The organism is Bacillus sp. GBSW19 (assembly GCF_002998655.1).
Taxonomy (GTDB): Bacteria; Bacillota; Bacilli; order Bacillales; family Bacillaceae; genus Bacillus.
In genome coordinates, this window is record NZ_PVRF01000002.1 from 35,201 (window position 1) to 51,869 (window position 16,669).

The 16,669-nt window shown below is 40.5% G+C and carries 19 protein-coding genes and 2 pseudogenes; 4 read left to right on the plus strand and 17 right to left on the minus strand.

What is annotated here, in order from left to right; genetic code table 11:
* Positions 1 to 4 precede the first annotated feature (4 nt).
* The 7 genes from terS to C6344_RS09985 all read right to left on the minus strand — a co-directional run bounded on the left by terS (position 5) and on the right by C6344_RS09985 (position 2,731).
* A complete protein-coding gene (terS, locus tag C6344_RS09960) occupies positions 5 to 649 on the minus strand; it encodes a phage terminase small subunit (protein ID WP_060597166.1) in 645 nt (214 codons plus the stop codon).
* A 152-nt stretch (positions 650 to 801) separates the two neighbouring features.
* On the minus strand, positions 802 to 1,320 hold the full coding sequence (locus C6344_RS09965; RefSeq protein WP_106072918.1) for a sigma-70 family RNA polymerase sigma factor: 519 nt from the start codon (positions 1,318 to 1,320) through the stop codon (positions 802 to 804).
* Between the two features lie 126 nt (positions 1,321 to 1,446).
* Complete coding sequence (locus tag C6344_RS09970; protein WP_066030484.1) at positions 1,447 to 1,653, minus strand: XtrA/YqaO family protein; 207 nt, start codon at positions 1,651 to 1,653, stop codon at positions 1,447 to 1,449.
* The gene (locus C6344_RS09975; RefSeq protein WP_034659754.1) at positions 1,650 to 2,048 is read right to left on the minus strand and encodes a RusA family crossover junction endodeoxyribonuclease; all 399 of its coding nucleotides are present in this window, start codon (positions 2,046 to 2,048) and stop codon (positions 1,650 to 1,652) included. The genes C6344_RS09970 and C6344_RS09975 overlap by 4 nt, the downstream gene beginning before the upstream one ends.
* Positions 2,049 to 2,098: 50 nt before the next feature.
* Positions 2,099 to 2,341, minus strand: coding sequence for a hypothetical protein (locus tag C6344_RS09980; RefSeq protein ID WP_106048262.1), 243 nt, complete (start codon positions 2,339 to 2,341; stop codon positions 2,099 to 2,101).
* Positions 2,319 to 2,471, minus strand: a complete 153-nt coding sequence (locus C6344_RS18845; RefSeq protein WP_164847178.1) for a hypothetical protein — start codon at positions 2,469 to 2,471, stop codon at positions 2,319 to 2,321. Before C6344_RS18845 ends, C6344_RS09980 begins: the two co-directional genes overlap by 23 nt.
* Complete coding sequence (locus C6344_RS09985; RefSeq protein WP_106072919.1) at positions 2,468 to 2,731, minus strand: helix-turn-helix transcriptional regulator; 264 nt, start codon at positions 2,729 to 2,731, stop codon at positions 2,468 to 2,470. The genes C6344_RS18845 and C6344_RS09985 overlap by 4 nt, the downstream gene beginning before the upstream one ends.
* Positions 2,732 to 2,889: 158 nt before the next feature.
* Here C6344_RS09985 and C6344_RS09990 point away from each other — a divergent pair, with 158 nt between their 5' ends.
* The 3 genes from C6344_RS09990 (at position 2,890) to bioB (ending at position 4,974) form a co-directional block, all read left to right on the plus strand.
* Positions 2,890 to 3,267, plus strand: a complete 378-nt coding sequence (locus C6344_RS09990; RefSeq protein WP_060597175.1) for a helix-turn-helix domain-containing protein — start codon at positions 2,890 to 2,892, stop codon at positions 3,265 to 3,267.
* A gap of 198 nt (positions 3,268 to 3,465) precedes the next feature.
* Positions 3,466 to 3,816, plus strand: a complete 351-nt coding sequence (locus C6344_RS09995; RefSeq protein ID WP_034659757.1) for a hypothetical protein — start codon at positions 3,466 to 3,468, stop codon at positions 3,814 to 3,816.
* Between the two features lie 162 nt (positions 3,817 to 3,978).
* Positions 3,979 to 4,974, plus strand: coding sequence for a biotin synthase BioB (gene bioB, locus C6344_RS10000; RefSeq protein WP_034659758.1), 996 nt, complete (start codon positions 3,979 to 3,981; stop codon positions 4,972 to 4,974).
* A gap of 41 nt (positions 4,975 to 5,015) precedes the next feature.
* On the opposite strand, the gene C6344_RS10005 is transcribed toward bioB, so the two are convergent.
* The 4 genes from C6344_RS10005 to C6344_RS10020 form a co-directional block, all read right to left on the minus strand.
* Positions 5,016 to 5,489, minus strand: coding sequence for a hypothetical protein (locus tag C6344_RS10005; RefSeq protein ID WP_060597177.1), 474 nt, complete (start codon positions 5,487 to 5,489; stop codon positions 5,016 to 5,018).
* A gap of 377 nt (positions 5,490 to 5,866) precedes the next feature.
* Positions 5,867 to 6,700: an undecaprenyl-diphosphate phosphatase gene (locus tag C6344_RS10010; protein ID WP_050944681.1), complete on the minus strand. Its 834-nt coding sequence runs from the start codon at positions 6,698 to 6,700 to the stop codon at positions 5,867 to 5,869.
* Positions 6,701 to 6,827: 127 nt separating this feature from the next.
* On the minus strand, positions 6,828 to 7,970 hold the full coding sequence (locus C6344_RS10015) for an AI-2E family transporter (protein WP_106048260.1): 1,143 nt from the start codon (positions 7,968 to 7,970) through the stop codon (positions 6,828 to 6,830).
* A 65-nt stretch (positions 7,971 to 8,035) separates the two neighbouring features.
* Positions 8,036 to 8,428, minus strand: coding sequence for a DoxX family protein (locus C6344_RS10020; protein ID WP_060597179.1), 393 nt, complete (start codon positions 8,426 to 8,428; stop codon positions 8,036 to 8,038).
* Between the two features lie 201 nt (positions 8,429 to 8,629).
* On the opposite strand from C6344_RS10020, the gene C6344_RS10030 reads away from it, so the two are divergent.
* Positions 8,630 to 9,634, plus strand: a complete 1,005-nt coding sequence (locus C6344_RS10030) for a Gfo/Idh/MocA family protein (protein WP_066030481.1) — start codon at positions 8,630 to 8,632, stop codon at positions 9,632 to 9,634.
* Between the two features lie 61 nt (positions 9,635 to 9,695).
* Here the strand turns inward: C6344_RS10030 and C6344_RS10035 are convergent, their stop codons facing one another.
* From C6344_RS10035 to C6344_RS19230, 6 genes and pseudogenes are all read right to left on the minus strand, one after another.
* Positions 9,696 to 10,220: a type 1 glutamine amidotransferase domain-containing protein gene (locus tag C6344_RS10035; protein ID WP_106072920.1), complete on the minus strand. Its 525-nt coding sequence runs from the start codon at positions 10,218 to 10,220 to the stop codon at positions 9,696 to 9,698.
* Between the two features lie 90 nt (positions 10,221 to 10,310).
* Positions 10,311 to 11,264 (minus strand): methyl-accepting chemotaxis protein, encoded by a 954-nt coding sequence (locus tag C6344_RS19205; protein WP_411265999.1) that lies wholly within the window; start codon positions 11,262 to 11,264, stop codon positions 10,311 to 10,313.
* Positions 11,256 to 12,299: pseudogene (locus C6344_RS19210) on the minus strand (HAMP domain-containing protein); the annotation flags it as partial. The pseudogene C6344_RS19210 and the gene C6344_RS19205, both read right to left, overlap by 9 nt.
* A 165-nt stretch (positions 12,300 to 12,464) precedes the next feature.
* Positions 12,465 to 14,441, minus strand: coding sequence for a methyl-accepting chemotaxis protein (locus C6344_RS19300; RefSeq protein ID WP_106072922.1), 1,977 nt, complete (start codon positions 14,439 to 14,441; stop codon positions 12,465 to 12,467).
* A 176-nt stretch (positions 14,442 to 14,617) separates the two neighbouring features.
* Positions 14,618 to 15,568, minus strand: a complete 951-nt coding sequence (locus C6344_RS19225; RefSeq protein ID WP_374955724.1) for a methyl-accepting chemotaxis protein — start codon at positions 15,566 to 15,568, stop codon at positions 14,618 to 14,620.
* Positions 15,563 to 16,609, minus strand: a pseudogene (locus C6344_RS19230) (cache domain-containing protein); the annotation flags it as partial. The pseudogene C6344_RS19230 and the gene C6344_RS19225, both read right to left, overlap by 6 nt.
* Positions 16,610 to 16,669 lie beyond the last annotated feature (60 nt).

The following is a 16,669-nucleotide window of genomic DNA, read 5'->3' on the forward strand; positions in this document are numbered from 1 at the left end:
GGCGTCATGAGTTATCCTCTTTCCGCTTAATCATGATGTGAAGATCTTCCTCTTTTTCTTCACGCACTGCTTTTTTTGTTTTTTCGATGGTCAGTTCAATTTGCTTTAGCCTTAATCTTCGTTCATCCTTCGCATGTGCGAGCTCTTCAAACTGTTTAATGAGACGCCTGAGCTCTCCCATTGCACGGGATTGGGCATTTAAAAAGGTGGCATGCCGATCCCACGAAAATTGAAACGAATATTCTTCTGTGCTGATTTCTTGTTCTGGCTGAATGCCTTCTACTGTTTCTTCTAATGAAGAAGGCTTGTATGCCGCCTTTTTCAGCTCTTTGATCATGTCCTCTTGATCTGACACATACATGATGCGCTGCGCCCGAATAATGGCAGCATATTGAATTTGAATTTGATCCCAGATTAAATCAAGCGATGTACGCCCGCCCATTTTCTCCATGATTTCAATCGTTTCATCTGACAGAAACTGATTGAAGATCGAGTGTGCCTGCTTTGACGAATCTTTTTGCCTTTGCCATCCGTATCGTCTTTTCCATGATTTCACGGTATGGATCGAGACATTGTAATGATCAGCAATTTGCTGGTACGTCATCCCTTTCATATAATCTTGCTTGGCTCCTATCCGTTTATCTTTCATTTACATTCACCTGCCGCCTCCTTTTAATTCGAACGATTTCCTGTGAAGGAATCATTTGTGTAGGGCTAGCAAACATCCGTTTGGTCTTTCTAACTATAGGTGGCAACTGTAAGACAAGTGCTGCTCCATTTATTTTGTAAAAGAAAAAACGCCTATTCAGCTGCTTCGAATAGGCGTTTTTGTACTTTTTTGGACATCTTTGTCCGAGCTCTCTCCATATGTTTTTGGACAGTTCCTTTTTTCACATCCAGCATAATCGCAATCTCACTAAACGATAATCCTTGTGTTGTGTGCATGAAGAATACATCCTTTTCTCGATCCGTTAAAACGGACAAGGCTTCGTCAATTCGTTTCTTGTCCCGCTCACTGAATTCTCTTTCATTTTCTTGGATGAGTGTATATTCATATGATAAAGCCTCTAACACTTCTGGATTTGCTAGAATGGTACGCTGATAGACTGAACGTCTGTCTAATCCTCTGCGTGCGCCTGGCTGTCTGCCGATTTGAAGCCATTCCACGACGTATTCGAGATCGCTGACCATACTGGCGATAATTTTTTTATCATGCTTCTCTTGATCTGAAAGCTGTTTGTCTTCTTTTTCTCTATATGGTGCATATCTTTTTCTAGCATCCTTTAATGCCCGTTTGTATTCGATAAGTAAATCTTGCATATTGGCTCTCTCCCTTTTTTAAGAAAATAAAAAACGGACACCAATCAGTCCCCTTTTCATAGGGTCTTGATCAGTGTCCGCAGGCTTTCCGTCTTGGACGTATGATGTTGTGATTTGTTCAGTGATCTAGCTGATTTTAAAACCAATCTCGTGATCTACTCTTGCAAAATGACCTTTTGCCGTTTGTATAATGGTTTTTCCATGTTCAGGTACATCCATCTTATAAGCCGTTCCTACATTCCCATCTAACACGATGACTTGAATTTTTCCTGTTTCCATCTCACCGACAAATGTCTGGTTTTCTTGAATGAGTAATTGTTTTGGCTCGTTCATATGCTTGTCTCCTTATTTGGTGAGGATTTCGTGCCATCACCTATCGTATTTAAAATGATTTCAATTCTTGGACGCATACTATAAAACTGGGAAACTCTTAAATCGACAATCTGTAGAGGGACCTTATCAGCAATAGAATGAAGTGCTTCTTGAATATGTTGTAGTCTTGGCTGAAAGATGCTGACGTGCACCGGGCGTATCAAACCTTTTTCTGCGTATGTACGCTTGTTTTGACAGTCAGCTATGTCAAGCGGCATGTCGTCAAATAAGCGAATCTCGAGTGATAGTGCGCCTTTTATTTTATGCGGGCATTGTGCTTTTGCAGCTGCTCGTATTCTTTTTATCAATGTATCTTTTGTTAAAAACTCTGCCTCAATGATGAAATGGATGACCATGTTATGATCTCCCGTCATCCTTTTCCCACTGACGGATGTCTTGTTCGTTTTTACTCGCTTTGAGCAAGCATTTGAGAATTGTCATAATTTGCTTCCATCGTTTCACGTCGCCTTGATTCCTCCTTTTTTGCTTCAGCGAACTTTTCCGCCAAGAGGGTCATGTATGTTTGCTTGTCTTCTGCTGTGGAAAAAACAAACACCGGTTTCTGATGATGAAAGGTGATCCAGCCGCCAGCTTGGACTAAACAAAGCTGCGCTTCCTTTCTGGCATCAAACGTCATCTGATGTTTCATCTTCTTCAAACCCCTCCAGACTGTCCTCAATCTCTGTTTGATATCCATAACGTTTCATGTCATATGACCAGTAGCTTTTTGGATATCCAAAGTCATTCATCTGCGCTACCATTGGATGTTCAATATTCATTTTGTTCGTCTCCCCTTTTCTAAGAAATGCTCTTCCTTTAGAGAATTACTCTTTTCGTGTAACTTTTGGTCAAAAAAAAGCTCTTGAACACCCCTATTCAGCAGATCTGCAATATGCTTTGCGATTTCTAAGCTAGGCTTCGTTCTGCCCATTTCTATATTTGCATAGCCGCTCGTATACTTATATCCTAACTTTTTCGCCATATAGGTTTGTGTTTTTCCTTGTAAAATGCGTTCTTCTCGTAAATGTTCAAGTTTCATCTTTCCACCTCTTACTCAATATGTGTAAGTTATATTCATTATGATAATATACACGAAACGAGTAAGTCAATCATTTTTTATTCTTTTTGTGTAATTATTTATCTTTTCCGTGTAATTCATGATAAAATTTACTCATAACATGAAAAAAGGTGTTTCCAATGGATAATTTGACTGGAAAGATTTTAACTGAATTAAGAGAGAAGCATGGATGGAGCAAGTCAACGGTTGCTAAAAAACTCGGATTAAAGGCGATGTCCACTTATGCAAATTGGGAATATGGCTTGAGAAAGCCTGACGGTGAGATGATTGTGAAAATCGCCGAGTTATATGGGGTCTCAACGGATTATCTTCTCACAGGTAAGGACAAAGGCGGAACTGATGCCGACCTTGCAAACGATCCTGATTTGCAAATTGCGTTTAAAGCTGCCTCCGATTTTTCCGAAGAAGCGCGAAGACAAACCATCGATTTTATTCACTACATTAGAGAAAAAGAGAAGCTAAAAGGCCGTCAGCCAAAACAGCGAGACGACGATTGATGATCTCTTTTCATAAAGCTTTACATTGCTGGGATAGCCCAGCTTTTTTTTATGCCTCTTTTTCCCCTAAAAAAGAGAAGGCATATGAATAATACATGACAATTTTCACCATAAATACTCTTTTTTCTACATAATTTTATTGACATATAATTCTATTATTATTAATATATGTATATACCAAAAAAAGGAGTGTTACCGATGAAAAAATTAATGAAAGCTTGTACATTGTCTTTAGCTGCTTTAGGTGCTCTTACGTTCTTCCAAACTGAAGGTGCTCATGCAGCTGCACAGCCAAAAGAACCAGTCATAGCAAAAGCTCCTATTATGAATAAAGTGATTACGTTGACCCGTACGCTTCCTGTAGGTTCTTCGATCGCCGTCTCTCTTCCAGCAAGCCAAATTACTGTGACGGGCGCAACTTATGCGATTCAATTAGATCAAACAGCTCCAAACTTCACTTGGATTCGTGCCGTACAACGCGGTTCAGTGACGGTTTCTTACTATAATTCACTTGGAGAACGTGTGATTAACTATATTACTGTTCGATAAGCCATATTGCTTTACATATGAAAAGGCGATGACTTCATGATCATCGCCTTTTTGTGTGTCTACATGTATATTCATAGACTTCATTTATCCTATGCTTGCCAACGACCATCTCTTATGTTAACTTTTAATAAAAATAAGTTAACATAATGAGAGGAGCTTATGATGGGAAAACAAATATCTTTGTCTTGGGAAGCGATGGCGGAGAAAGCGCTGAAAAATGAACGGATCACGCTGCAAGAAGGTCTAGACATTCTTGCAGCTGACGATAAAGAATTATTATCTATGATGCATGCAGCCTATCAAGTACGATTTCATTTTTTTCAAAACAAGGTGAAATTAAATATGATTTTTAACGCAAAAAGCGGTTATTGCCCTGAAAACTGTGGTTATTGTTCACAGTCGATCATTTCAAAAGCACCGGTTGAAAGATATACAATGCTTGATCAAAAAACGATTGTGGCTGGCGCGCGTGAGGCGCTCAAGAGAAAAGCGGGGACTTATTGTATTGTCGCAAGCGGCAGAGCACCTTCTCACAGAGAGTTAGATGAGGTGACGGCAGCAGTAAAAGAGATCACTGAGACCATGCCTTTGAAGGTGTGTGCATGTCTTGGGTTATTAAATGAAGACAAAGCGAGGCGGCTGAAGGAAGCAGGGGTTCATCGGTATAATCACAATATCAATACACATCAAGATCATCATGCTCACATTACGACAACTCATACATATCATGATCGTTTGTCGACCCTTGAGGAGGTCAAACAGTCCGGCATGTCACCTTGCTCAGGGGTTATTATTGGGATGGGTGAAACCAACCAGCAAATTGTCGAAATGGCTTTTGCGCTCAGAGCCCTTGATGCGGATTCCATTCCAGTCAACTTTCTTCATGCAATCGAGGGAACACCGCTTGAGCATCAAGAACGAACACATCCGATCAAAGCATTGAAAGTGTTAGCACTCATGAGATTTGTCAATCCAACCAAGGAAATTCGAGTATCTGGAGGCAGAGAGTTCAATTTACGGACGCTTCAGCCGCTTGCCCTTTATGCGGCAAATTCCATTTTCGTAGGCGATTATTTAACAACAAAAGGCCAGCAAGTCCAAACGGATCATCACATCATTGAAGATTTAGGTTTTGACATAGAAGAATGTGCGTTATAAAAAAAGTCTGCCGGTGAATCGGCAGACTTTTGGCAATAAGATTAGAATCTTTTATGGAAATCGACAGTGCCGCTTCCTTCCTCACGGTCAAAGCTGCCAACAAATGTCCAGTTAATATAGCCGCCGTCACCATTGTTGACGAACGTACCATCTTCAAATACCCAAATACCAAACGTAATACCATCATATTCAACACTATCATAGTAGACAACATTGTTCAGTCCGCTAAAGTCATGATCTTGGCTTAAGTTTTGGACAACTACGTTATAGTTTTGACCTGCTTCATAGAAGGCACTGTACGCCGCATTTTTTACAAATCCATCACGATTTTGAGATGATTTTACTGCTTGTTCAATTTTATCGGCAATGGCTACTGGATCAATAGAGACACTTCCATCAACACCTGTTGTCGTAGCAGCTTCAGCCGTTTGACCAAAAGTCGTAAGAGATAGAGGGACAGCAACCATTGACGTAGCAATCATAGAACTAACAACAAATTTGCTTGTTTTTCTCATTATTTCTAACTCCTCCTTTAATTGGTATGTTTATGTACTACCCCTTCCTCTGTCTCTTAAACACTAAATTATGAAAAAACTTCTTTTTCTACCAATTAAGAGGGTGATTTTACTGTTTAAAAGAGCTGAAACAACAAAAAAACTACTCTTTTATAAGAGTAGTTTCAGATTGTTGACAAAGGGCTAAAATGATCTTTATTTTAGCCCTTTGTCTTCTTTTCAGCTCAGCGTGTTTGAAAACCTTTGCAGTCTAGGAAGGACGAGCACCGGCGCGGAGCGAATTTGACATTCGTGAGCACCGGCGCGCAGACCTGACAACGAATGCGAAGGTTTGTCTATACGCTGAAACTACTCTTTTATAAGAGTAGTTTACAGCATTACATGAACAGGATAAATAAAATCACACCTAGGATAATTCGGTATATCGCAAAAGGCACAAGTTTGATTTTATTGATCAGTTTTAGGAAGAATCGAACAACAAAGAGAGCCACAACAAATGCACTCACAAAGCCGACGATAAAGAATGGCAGCATGTCTGTTGTTAAATATTCGGCATTTTTCACAAGTGTTAACAAGCTTGCGCCTGCCATAATCGGCATCGCCATGATAAATGTAAAATCAGCTGCAGCACGGTGATTCAAACCAAGAATAACCCCGCCTGCAATCGTCGAACCTGAGCGAGAGAAGCCTGGCCATAATGCCAAACATTGAAACAGTCCGATATAAAGCGCCTGTTTGTACGTCATGTTATCGACAGAGCTTGTTTCTGTTTTACGTTTATTGATCCAGTCAGCGACAAGCATCAACACTGCGCCTAAAATCAAACCGACAGCGACTGTTCTCACGTCAAACAAGTATTTATCAATATAGTCTTCAAATAAGAATCCTAAAATGACGGCTGGGACGAGTCCTACTGCAATTTGAGCAATGGTCAGCTTATGCCCGCTGCGCTTTTGTTCTTCGGTGATATTTTTCTTTAAGCCTAACAAGTTCAAGATACGATCCTTGAACACAATCATGACTGCTAAAATAGAACCTAACTGAATCACGACTTTAAATGTGTTTGCCGCCTCTGGCGTAATGATTTCCTTTGATTTTAACCATAGATCATCGACTATGATCATGTGACCTGTAGATGAGACAGGTGCATACTCTGTTAATCCTTCGACAATTCCTAAAACCAGTGCCACGAATAAATCCCATAGATTCATGATTTTCTTTCCTTTCAATTCTGATCTTTTGAACAGTCCAACCATCTATGTCCACATAAAGACAAGCTTTCTTCATCGAAAGCTCGTCTTTATGATACTATATTTTTTTCAAAAAAAGATTATGACATTAAACCTTTTCTTCTTTGTACAAATTGGATCGCATTTTGAACCAATCAAACAAGTGGGTCGTGATGACCTTCAGGACGGCATATGTTGGAATCGCGACAATGATGCCGACTACGCTGAACAATTTACCTGCTGTTAATAGAACAAAAATAATCGTGATCGGATGGATATGAAGGTTTTTCCCCATGACCTGAGGTGAAATAAATTTCCCTTCAATGAGCTGAACCACTGTCCAGACAATGATGAGTTTTAAAAGCATCACTGGTGATGTCACAAGCGCAATCACAATCGCTGGTGTAATCGCAATCGTTGGACCAAGGTAAGGCACCACACTTGTACATGCCGCAATGATCGCCAGCAGCAACGCATAGTCAAGTCCAATAATCAGATAACCGATTAAAAGAAGAACACCAATACAGAAGCTGACAATGATCTGTCCGAGAATATAAGAGCTCAGGCGATGGTTCATTTCGTGAAGCACGATATGTGTATGATCTCTAAACTTATTCGGAATAAATTTCAGGAAATAGTCAGGTAATTTTTTGCCGTCTTTTAATAAATAAAACAGAATGAACGGAACGGTCACGATCGAAATGATGATTTCGGTGAGCGCCCCTAAGAAAGTCCCCACTCCGGTAAAGGTGCTTTCCAAAATCTTCGTCGCTTGACTTGACGCTTTACTCACCAATTCAGAGACGTTAAAATTCATCGCTTTCTGCGCTTGATTAATAAAGTTGCTTCCCGTTAGTTGGCGAATCTGTTCTTCTACCGTATCAACATATTTCGGAAGGTTATGAAACAGACTCATCGTTTGTGCTTGTAAAAAAGGAATAATAGACACAATGGTCACTGTAATGATACCAATAATGACAATATATAAAAGCAAAATTGAAAAGATCCGTTTGACTCTAAACCTCTCTAACAAGTTGACAATCGGATTTAATAAATAATACACGACCCCCGTTAAAATAATCGGTAAGGCGATGGTTTTGACGAGTACAATGAGCGGTGTGAAAATAAAAGATGTTTTCATGAAAACAAGGATATTCAATCCAATTAATAGCAGGACGAGTAAAAAGAGAACAAACTTGTTATCAAGAAAAAATTTTTTAAATCGACTGCTCCACATTTGCATAGAATTCATATCGTTCCTCCAAACTCGAACTATTTTATTAATAAATTGTACACTACCTGATCATGATATGGTGGTCATTGTTTCAGCTTTTTTTCCCATTTCGCAATGGACATCGCCCATATAATGAGAATCGGCTGTCCAATAAGCCTTATCCATAGCAAGGCCTGCTCTGTGCTTTTTTGACCTGGAATTGGAATTCCCTCTCGTGCAGCAAATAAGTTTGCAGGGAAAATGAGTACAAGATAGACAGCCATGATTTTTGCTGCTGCAATCCTGACATTTGGCAGAAGCAGCAAAACAGCCATCAGCCATTCAAAGCATGCAGTCGCATAGACTATCACATATGGAAATGGCCAGCCTGACATCATACGGGCAAAGCCGCTCGGCTCTATCACATGAAAAATACCGGCTGCTATGAATAAAAGCGCAAAGACGTATGTACTTCCTATATGCAGGGTGCGCTTCATGTTCGTTTCCTCCTCTCCCTTCTATCAGAGTATTACCCGAATAAAGGAAGAAACTACCCACTTTACGTACATTTATATCCTTTATGTAAGACGCATCAGCCTATATAAAGGTTTCATCCGCTCTTCAATAAAAAGAATGTTCTTTCATACAAACGCTTTCAAAGGATGTATAATCAGAGAAAAGCAGAAGGAGGGAATGACATGATTCGATTTGCTGTCATCGGAACGAACTGGATTACAGATCGATTCTTACAGGCCGGTGAAGGAGCAGCTGATTTTACATGTACAGCCGTCTATTCACGGTCCGCTGAAAAAGGCCAGGCATTTGCCGAAAAATACGGGATTGATACAGTTTTTACGAACTTACATCAAATGGCGGAAAGTGATGCGTTTGATGCCGTGTATATTGCAAGTCCAAATGCCCTTCATAAGGAGCAGGCCATGTTGATGATGGAGCACCAAAAGCACGTTTTATGCGAAAAACCATTCGCCTCTCACCGAAAAGAAGTGGAAGAGATGATTGCTGCAGCGAAAAAACATCAAGTGTGTTTAATGGAAGCGATGAAAACGACATTTCTGCCAAACTTCCTGCAAATCAAACAGCATCTTGATCAGCTCGGGCCCATTCGGCAAGTGGTCGCTCATTACTGTAAATATTCCTCAAGATACGATGCTTACCGAAATGGCGAGATTCCAAATGCTTTTAAGCCTGAATTATCCAATGGTTCTTTAATGGATATCGGTGTGTATCTTGTCTACCCGGCGATCTATTTATTTGGTCTGCCGAATCAAATCACCGCGAGAGGCTATAAGCTTTCTTCTGGTGTAGATGGGAGCGGCTCTGTCCTTTTACAATATGACGGGCATCAAGCACTCCTTTTTCATTCTAAAATTTCAACGTCTCATTTATCTGCGGAAATTCAAGGAGAGGACGCCACGATGGTGATTGATCAATTCCACCGTCCTTCGCGTATCACGATCCACGATCGTCAAGGACATCAAACCGATATCTCTCTCAAAGATGATCAGCCAGCCATGTATTATGAAATCTGTCATTTTATTGAGTGTATTCAGCAAGGAATGGGGCAGTCTCCAGTCAATACATTTGCCTTATCTGTTCAAACCATGTCCGTCATGGACGAGGCGAGAAAACAAATGGGCGTGATGTATCCTGCCGATAGACAAAATGAATGGGGCATGAAATGATGAACAAAGGGCGAACATGATGTGCAAGTTCGCCCTTTGTTTTTTGTTTGGGATCCTTTGTTTATGTTGCCGCTAACACATCCGCAAATGCTTTCACATATGGAGGGAGATCCGGCGGACGTCTGCTCGAGACGAGGTGGCCATCTGTAACGACTGCTTCATCAAACCAGTCCGCTCCAGCATTTGTCATATCATCTTTAATACCAGGTGTACTTGTTACTTTTTTGCCTTGCAGGATTCCTGCTGAAATCAGCACCCAGCCAGCGTGGCAAATTTGCCCGATTGGTTTCGCCTTTTCATCAAATGAACGAACGATGTTTAACACTTCTGGATAACGGCGCAGTTTATCTGGTGCCCATCCTCCAGGGACAAGTACAGCATCATATTCATCCGCTTGAATGGAATAAAAATCTGCATCAGATACAGCCGGCACACCGTATTTTCCGATGTACTCATGATTTGCTTTTTCTCCTACAAGATGCACAGTTGCCCCTTCTTCTCTTAAACGCAGAACCGGATACCATAGCTCTAAATCTTCAAAATCATCACTGACAAACGCAATGACCTTCTTATCTGATAAACGCATAACATCTCTCCTATTCTTTCGATTTCCTCTATTGTACGAGATGACCTCTTAAAAAGAAAAGCGGTTCCCCTTGAGGAGAACCACTTGATCTTATTCGCTGATCTTGAATTTTTTAATTAAATCACGTAATTCTTCCGCCATTTGGGAAAGAGTCGTAGATGAAGAACTAATCTCTTCCATAGAAGCAAGCTGTTCTTCAGCAGATGCGGCGATATCTTGGATGCTTGCTGAACTCTCTCGTGATACATCGGCAATTTCATTCACCGCTTTAGAAATTTGCTCTGATCCTTTTGAAAGCTCGCGTACTGTTGTATTCATTTCATTGATTCTTGTTGCGATTTCCGCTGTTTGCAGATTAATTTGTGAGAAGCTTTCTTTCGTTTGATCTGTAATGGAAAGACCATTCTTCACTTCTTCATTCACTGATTTGAACATATTTTGAGATGTTTCGATTTCAGATACGATTTCTTTCACAAGCTTTTCAATCTCTTTTGCTGAATCCGATGATTGAACTGCAAGTTTACGCACTTCTTCTGCGACAACAGAGAAGCCTCTGCCTGACTCACCTGCACGTGCTGCTTCAATGGCAGCATTGAGTGCAAGTAAATTCGTTTGATCCGCAATGCCGTTAATCACGCCTAGAATGTTTGTGATATCTTTTGATTTATGCTCCAGCCCGTTGATCACCCCTTCAGCTTCTTTCACTGAATGGTCGATCGTCTTCATTTGGCCAACGGTTTGCTCCACAAGCTGCCCGCCTGATTCCGCGGCTGTTTTTGATTGAATAGATGACGCTGTGATGACATCAGACGTTTCTGCGACTTCGTTCAGTCCTTCGTTCATTTGTTTTAAATGAGACGCACTTTGTTCCACCATTTCGCTTTGATTTTCGTTGCCGTTTGAGAATGATTCAATAGATGATGTAATATGTTCGGTTGCTTTTGTTGTTTGACCTGCACTTGCCGTCAGTTCTTCAGATGAAGAAGCCACGTTTTCTACAGATGTTTGTACAGCTTGGATGACATCTCTTAATGACTCACTCATTTCATTAAAGCTTGTGCCTAGCTGTCCAATTTCATCTTTTGACCGGACATCAATTTTTTCTGTTAAATCTCCCTCACTGATCTTCCTTGAGGAAGAGACAAGTATAGAAAGTGGTTTTGTAATGGAACGGATGATCAAGAAGATCAGAATCCCGCCAATGATGAGCGCGCCTGCTAAAATGATAGCGGCCATGTTAAAGACTGGCTGTGCAGCTTCTTCTACTTCCGTCACAAACATCGTACCGACAATTTTCCAGCCAGTCGCTTTGTTTGTGGTGAACTCCATTTGCTTTTCTTTTCCTTCAAACATATAACTCATAGAACCTTCATCTTGTGAATAAAGCTTTTCTAGCCATTCACCAGATAATTTGGATCCAGCTTTTTTCGTTGGATGGGCAACAAAGGTACGATCCGGACTTCCGATAAAGGCATAGCCTTGTTTCCCAATGTTTATGCTATTTGATTCTTTTACTAGATTCGCAATGTCTAGGTTCATTGCAATGACTCCTGATCCGTCCTCTAACTTTTTAGAGATTGTGACCACAAGCGTACCGGTTGAAGCCGTTGGATACGGTGCTGAAACAGACAGCTCCCCGTTTTTCGCCCAGCCGTCTTTATACCAATCCCGCTCCGTTGCGACATAGTCAGCAGGCATTTTTTTATTAGGATATCTTGAAAACACTTTGCCATCACTTGAAGCGACAAAAATGCCTTCTGTGTCATCATTCATACTCATGAACTGCTCAAAGCGCCCTTGAATATCTGTCGTGCCTTTTTGCTTAAGCTTTTTCTCCGTGATCCATTTGCTAAAGAAATCGGCTGCGTCTGTTTTCACTTTCACAACCTTCGTAATATTTTTATCTAGCTGCTCTACGTTCTCCTTGGCGCTTTGCATGATTTGATCATTTAAGGAGGTGCTCGCCGTATGATATGAAGAGAATGCCAATACAATGATTGGGCATAAGAGAATAAATAAGAAAGAGAATACGAGCTTTTTTGAAATAGATGGCTTCCTGAAATACTGTATGAATTTCATAAAAAAGAAAACTCCTTTTAGTAAGATAGTATATATATCGGAAGTACTACTAGGTTGTTTACTTTTTTAATTTATTAAAGTCTAAATAAGTCCAAAACACCCAAATTATATGCATCGAATGGAAAAACACCTGACGTCAAAACGTCAGGTGCTTCCCTATATCTCTTACATTTTAAATTGTTTAATGAGCTCTCTTAGCTCTTCTGCCATCTGAGATAACGTGGCAGAGGATGAGCTGATCTCTTCCATAGATGCCAGCTGTTCTTCTGCGGATGCTGCGATATCTTGGAAGCCTGCGGAACTTTCTCTTGAAAGCTCTTTGATTTGATTCACCGCATGTGAAATATCATTTGAGCCATGCGAGAGTTCTTTGGCGGTTCCGTTCATTTGTTTCATTTGTTCTGTCATTTCTGATGTTTTATCGGTGATTTTCTCAAAGCTGACTTTCGTTTCATCTGTAATGTTTAATCCAGCTTGTACTTCACCTGCTACTTGTTTAAACATTTTCTGTGACTTTTCAATTTCCTCCACAATCTCGTTCGTCAGGCTTTCAATTTCCTTTGAAGAGCTTCCTGATTGCTCTGCCAGCTTACGAACTTCTTCTGCAACAACAGAGAAACCTCTGCCTGCTTCTCCTGCCCGAGCGGCTTCTATCGCAGCATTTAAAGCAAGGAGATTGGTCTGGTCAGCAATGCCGTTAATGACACCCAGAATGTTAGTAATATCCTTTGATTTCTGCTCTAAGCCTTGAATAACAAGCTCTGCTTCTTTCACTGCCTGCTCGATGGTTTGCATTTGACCTGCTGTTTTTTGAACGAGTTCTCCACCAGCCTGAGCCGTTTTGCTCGAATCAATCGACGATTCCATCATATGTGAGGTCGTATCGACCATATGGGATAAGCTGCGATCCATTTCGTTCAACTGGACTGAGCTTTTTTCGATCATATCATTTTGGTGTTCAGTGCTGTTTGAGAACTGTTCAATAGATGATGTGATATGCTCAGTCGCTTGGGTGGTCTGTCCTGCACTTGCTGTTAACTCTTCAGAAGAGGAGGCCACATTTTCAATGGAATTCTGAACAGCTTGAATGACGTGTTTCAGCTTTGCTGACATCTCGTTAAAACTCTGCTCAAGCTTCCCGATTTCATCGTGTGTACGAACTTCAATATGCTGGGTCAGATCACCCTGACTGATTTTCTCAGCCGATTCAGAGAGCTCTATCAGTGGCTTTCGAATCGATTTAATAATAAAATAAATCGCGATTCCGCCTATGGCAATCGCAGCTGCCAGTATGATCATTGTTAAGTCGAGAACTGGCTGTGCAGCTTCTTTGACTTCGCCCGTATACATTGTTCCAGCAAGCTTCCAGCCTGTTGCTTCATTTGTGTCAAAAAACATTTGCTTCGGCTTTCCATTGTATTCATATTTGAAGCTGCCTTGTTTTTTATCATACAATTTCGATATGAAATCACCTGTCAATTTCGCCCCAGGCTTGTCTGTTTTATGGGCAATATAATGCTGATCTGCAGTCGCGACAAACGCATAGCCTTCTTTGCCAATTTTGATGCTGTTTGTATCTTTCACGATCGTGTTCAAGCGCACATTGATCCCAATCACACCAGAACCATCTGCTAATTGTTCTGATATTGTGATGAGCAGGTCATCTGATGACTTGCCGACAAAAGGATCTGAAATGATGAGTTTCTCATCTCCCATCGATTGTTGAAACCACGATTCGTTTTTTGCGCTCGAGGCACTACCTTTGTGAATCTTGGAATATTCGGTTAGTTTACCATTTTGATCTGCAATGAATACTTCCACCACATCTTCATCTGTTTCCGATAATTGCTCTAATTTTACCTTGAGTAAATCCTTGTTTTTAGAAGCCAATTCACTCTTTTTTACCGATTTGGCTAAATAGGAAACGATATCAATTTTAGGCTGTACATCTTTATTAATGAGTTCGTTTAATTGCTGAACACCATTTGCAGCACTAGACATAATCTCATCATTGAGAGACTTTGATGCCACTTCATAAGAAAATGCTGCCAATACGAGAATTGGCACTAGGAGAATCGCTAAGAATGCAGTAATTAATTTCTTCGACATTGTAAAGTGCTTAAAAAAGTTGATTTTTTTCATGACTCTACTCCTTTTGAATTATGATTTGTGGTCTTCCCCTTCTATTCTTAGGTAATAAGAATTATTTTTCAAGACTTAATGTTCGAAAATTAATCAAAATGATTAAATTCACCTATTTCTTTTGATTTACTTAATGAAAAAAGAGCCCTCTAGCTGTAGGACTCTTTTCATTATGTCTATTCGACTTTAAATTTGCTGATCAAATCACGCAATTCTTCTGCCATTGATGAGAGCGTAGCAGAGGATGAGCTGATTTCTTCCATTGATGCCAGCTGTTCTTCCGCTGAAGCCGCTATGTCTTGAATATTTGCGGAGCTTTCACGTGAGACGTCTGCAATCTCACGGACAGCCTCTGACACATGGGCAGAGCCATTTGAAAGCTGGATAACCGTTTGATTCATCGTTTGAAGCTGGTCAGAAATTTCTTTTGTCATTTCGAAAATATTGTGGAAGCTGACTCTTGTTTGTTCAGTGAAGCTTAAGCCTGATTGAACTTCTCGATTCACCGCAGTGAATACTTCCTGTGATACATCGATGTCTTGAACGATCTCTTTAATCAAATTCTCGATTTCTTTCGCCGAATTGGCTGATTGAACAGCCAGTTTTCTTACTTCTTCTGCTACAACGGAGAAGCCTCTGCCAGATTCCCCAGCTCTTGCTGCCTCGATTGCTGCATTTAGCGCAAGTAAATTCGTTTGGTCAGCGATTCCATTGATGACACCTAGAATTTGTGTAATGTCTTTTGATTTACTTTCAAGAGCGCTGATGACATTCTCTGCTTTTTTCACGGACTGATCAATCACATTCATTTGAGAAGCGGTTTTTTCCACAAGCTGTCCGCCTTCCCCTGCGATATCTGTTGATTTGATCGATGAAGCAGTAATGGATTCAGCCGACTCATTCATGTGCTGAAGGCCTCGGTTCATTTCTTCTAACTCGTCTGAGCTGGATTCGACTTTGTCATTTTGACTTTCATTTCCATTGGAGAATTGTTCAATGGATAGTGTAATATGCTCTGTTGCTTTACTTGTTTGCCCTGCGCTGGCGGTCAGTTCTTCTGATGAAGAAGCGACATTTTCGACCGAGGTTTGGACGGCACCAATGAGGGTTCTTAATGAGTCAATCATTGTATTAAAGCCTTTCCCAACTTGGCCAATTTCATCATCTGATTGGATCTCAAGCTTATCGCGCAAATCACCTTCGCTGACTTTTTTCGAGAAGCGGGCAAGGTTGGATAATCTTTTAGATATAGAGCGGACGATAAAGAAGATAAGGGTACCTGCTACGATAAGTGTCACACTGAACACAATAATGGCTGTATTGAAAACGGGCTTTGCTGCATCTTCTACTTCTGATACGAGCATCGTTCCACCGATTTTCCAGCCGGTTAATTCATTGGTCACATACGCAACCTTTTTATCTATTCCTTTGAGTGTGTAGCTGCCGTTTCCTTCTTTGTTTTTAAAAATAATATTCGCCAGATTCTCATTTACCTGACTTCCTGGCTTTTGGGTCGGATCTGCTAAAACTGTTTTATCCTTCTCCATGATAAAGGCATAGCCTTTTTGCCCAATTTTGATTTCTTTTAATTTTTGCAGTAGGGTGTCAATTTCTAAATCAATTCCAATAACACCTGAACCATCTTTCATTTTTTGAGTAATGGTGATGACCATTTTCCCTGTGGAGGCTGCTACGTATGGTTTTGTGATGACTTGTTTGCCGTTTTCTGCATTGAGTGCCTCTTGATACCATGGACGCTCTCTTGGATCGTAGCCATCAGGCATCTTTTGAACAGGATATTGCATAAACAATCCCTTTTCGGAGCCTGCATAGATAGCAGAAACATCTTTTTCATTAATTTTTCCAAATTGCTGCAATTCTTTAATGGTCGCATTTCTATTTTTTTCTTGAAGATTAGACGCTTTGAGTGTATCTGTAAACAGGGTCACAGCATCTGCTTTGTTTCCTATATTCTCATTGATTAAGGTATCAAATGCATTGACTTGACTCATCGCACTGCCCATAATCTGTTTGTCTAGCTCTGTCTTTGATGTAAAAAATGCACTAATTGTCAGTGCAGTGGTTGGCAGGATAAGGACTACCAAAAAGGCAATAATTAATTTTTTTGAAATGGATGGTTTTTTTAACCATTGGATCATTTTCCCCATTTTCTCTTTCCCCCTTTACTTCTCTAAAGTTATTATCGGATGAAAGGTTTATTTTTACAG

What these genes read in the sequence shown, in the direction of transcription:
- C6344_RS10030 (WP_066030481.1), top strand. Translation starts at nt 8,630, where the DNA reads ATGATTCGATTTGCTGTCATCGGAACGAACTGGATTACAGATCGATTC.
- C6344_RS09965 (WP_106072918.1), bottom strand. Translation starts at nt 1,320, where the DNA reads ATGCAAGATTTACTTATCGAATACAAACGGGCATTAAAGGATGCTAGA.
- C6344_RS09980 (WP_106048262.1), bottom strand. Translation starts at nt 2,341, where the DNA reads ATGAAACATCAGATGACGTTTGATGCCAGAAAGGAAGCGCAGCTTTGT.
- C6344_RS09995 (WP_034659757.1), top strand. Translation starts at nt 3,466, where the DNA reads ATGAAAAAATTAATGAAAGCTTGTACATTGTCTTTAGCTGCTTTAGGT.
- C6344_RS10005 (WP_060597177.1), bottom strand. Translation starts at nt 5,489, where the DNA reads ATGAGAAAAACAAGCAAATTTGTTGTTAGTTCTATGATTGCTACGTCA.
- C6344_RS09985 (WP_106072919.1), bottom strand. Translation starts at nt 2,731, where the DNA reads ATGAAACTTGAACATTTACGAGAAGAACGCATTTTACAAGGAAAAACA.
- C6344_RS19205 (WP_411265999.1), bottom strand. Translation starts at nt 11,264, where the DNA reads ATGAGTGAGTCATTAAGAGATGTCATCCAAGCTGTACAAACATCTGTA.
- C6344_RS09970 (WP_066030484.1), bottom strand. Translation starts at nt 1,653, where the DNA reads ATGAACGAGCCAAAACAATTACTCATTCAAGAAAACCAGACATTTGTC.
- C6344_RS19225 (WP_374955724.1), bottom strand. Translation starts at nt 15,568, where the DNA reads ATGATTGACTCATTAAGAACCCTCATTGGTGCCGTCCAAACCTCGGTC.
- C6344_RS10015 (WP_106048260.1), bottom strand. Translation starts at nt 7,970, where the DNA reads ATGAATTCTATGCAAATGTGGAGCAGTCGATTTAAAAAATTTTTTCTT.
- C6344_RS09975 (WP_034659754.1), bottom strand. Translation starts at nt 2,048, where the DNA reads ATGGTCATCCATTTCATCATTGAGGCAGAGTTTTTAACAAAAGATACA.
- terS (WP_060597166.1), bottom strand. Translation starts at nt 649, where the DNA reads ATGAAAGATAAACGGATAGGAGCCAAGCAAGATTATATGAAAGGGATG.
- C6344_RS18845 (WP_164847178.1), bottom strand. Translation starts at nt 2,471, where the DNA reads ATGAATATTGAACATCCAATGGTAGCGCAGATGAATGACTTTGGATAT.
- C6344_RS10010 (WP_050944681.1), bottom strand. Translation starts at nt 6,700, where the DNA reads ATGAATCTATGGGATTTATTCGTGGCACTGGTTTTAGGAATTGTCGAA.
- C6344_RS10035 (WP_106072920.1), bottom strand. Translation starts at nt 10,220, where the DNA reads ATGCGTTTATCAGATAAGAAGGTCATTGCGTTTGTCAGTGATGATTTT.
- C6344_RS09990 (WP_060597175.1), top strand. Translation starts at nt 2,890, where the DNA reads ATGGATAATTTGACTGGAAAGATTTTAACTGAATTAAGAGAGAAGCAT.
- bioB (WP_034659758.1), top strand. Translation starts at nt 3,979, where the DNA reads ATGGGAAAACAAATATCTTTGTCTTGGGAAGCGATGGCGGAGAAAGCG.
- C6344_RS19300 (WP_106072922.1), bottom strand. Translation starts at nt 14,441, where the DNA reads ATGAAAAAAATCAACTTTTTTAAGCACTTTACAATGTCGAAGAAATTA.
- C6344_RS10020 (WP_060597179.1), bottom strand. Translation starts at nt 8,428, where the DNA reads ATGAAGCGCACCCTGCATATAGGAAGTACATACGTCTTTGCGCTTTTA.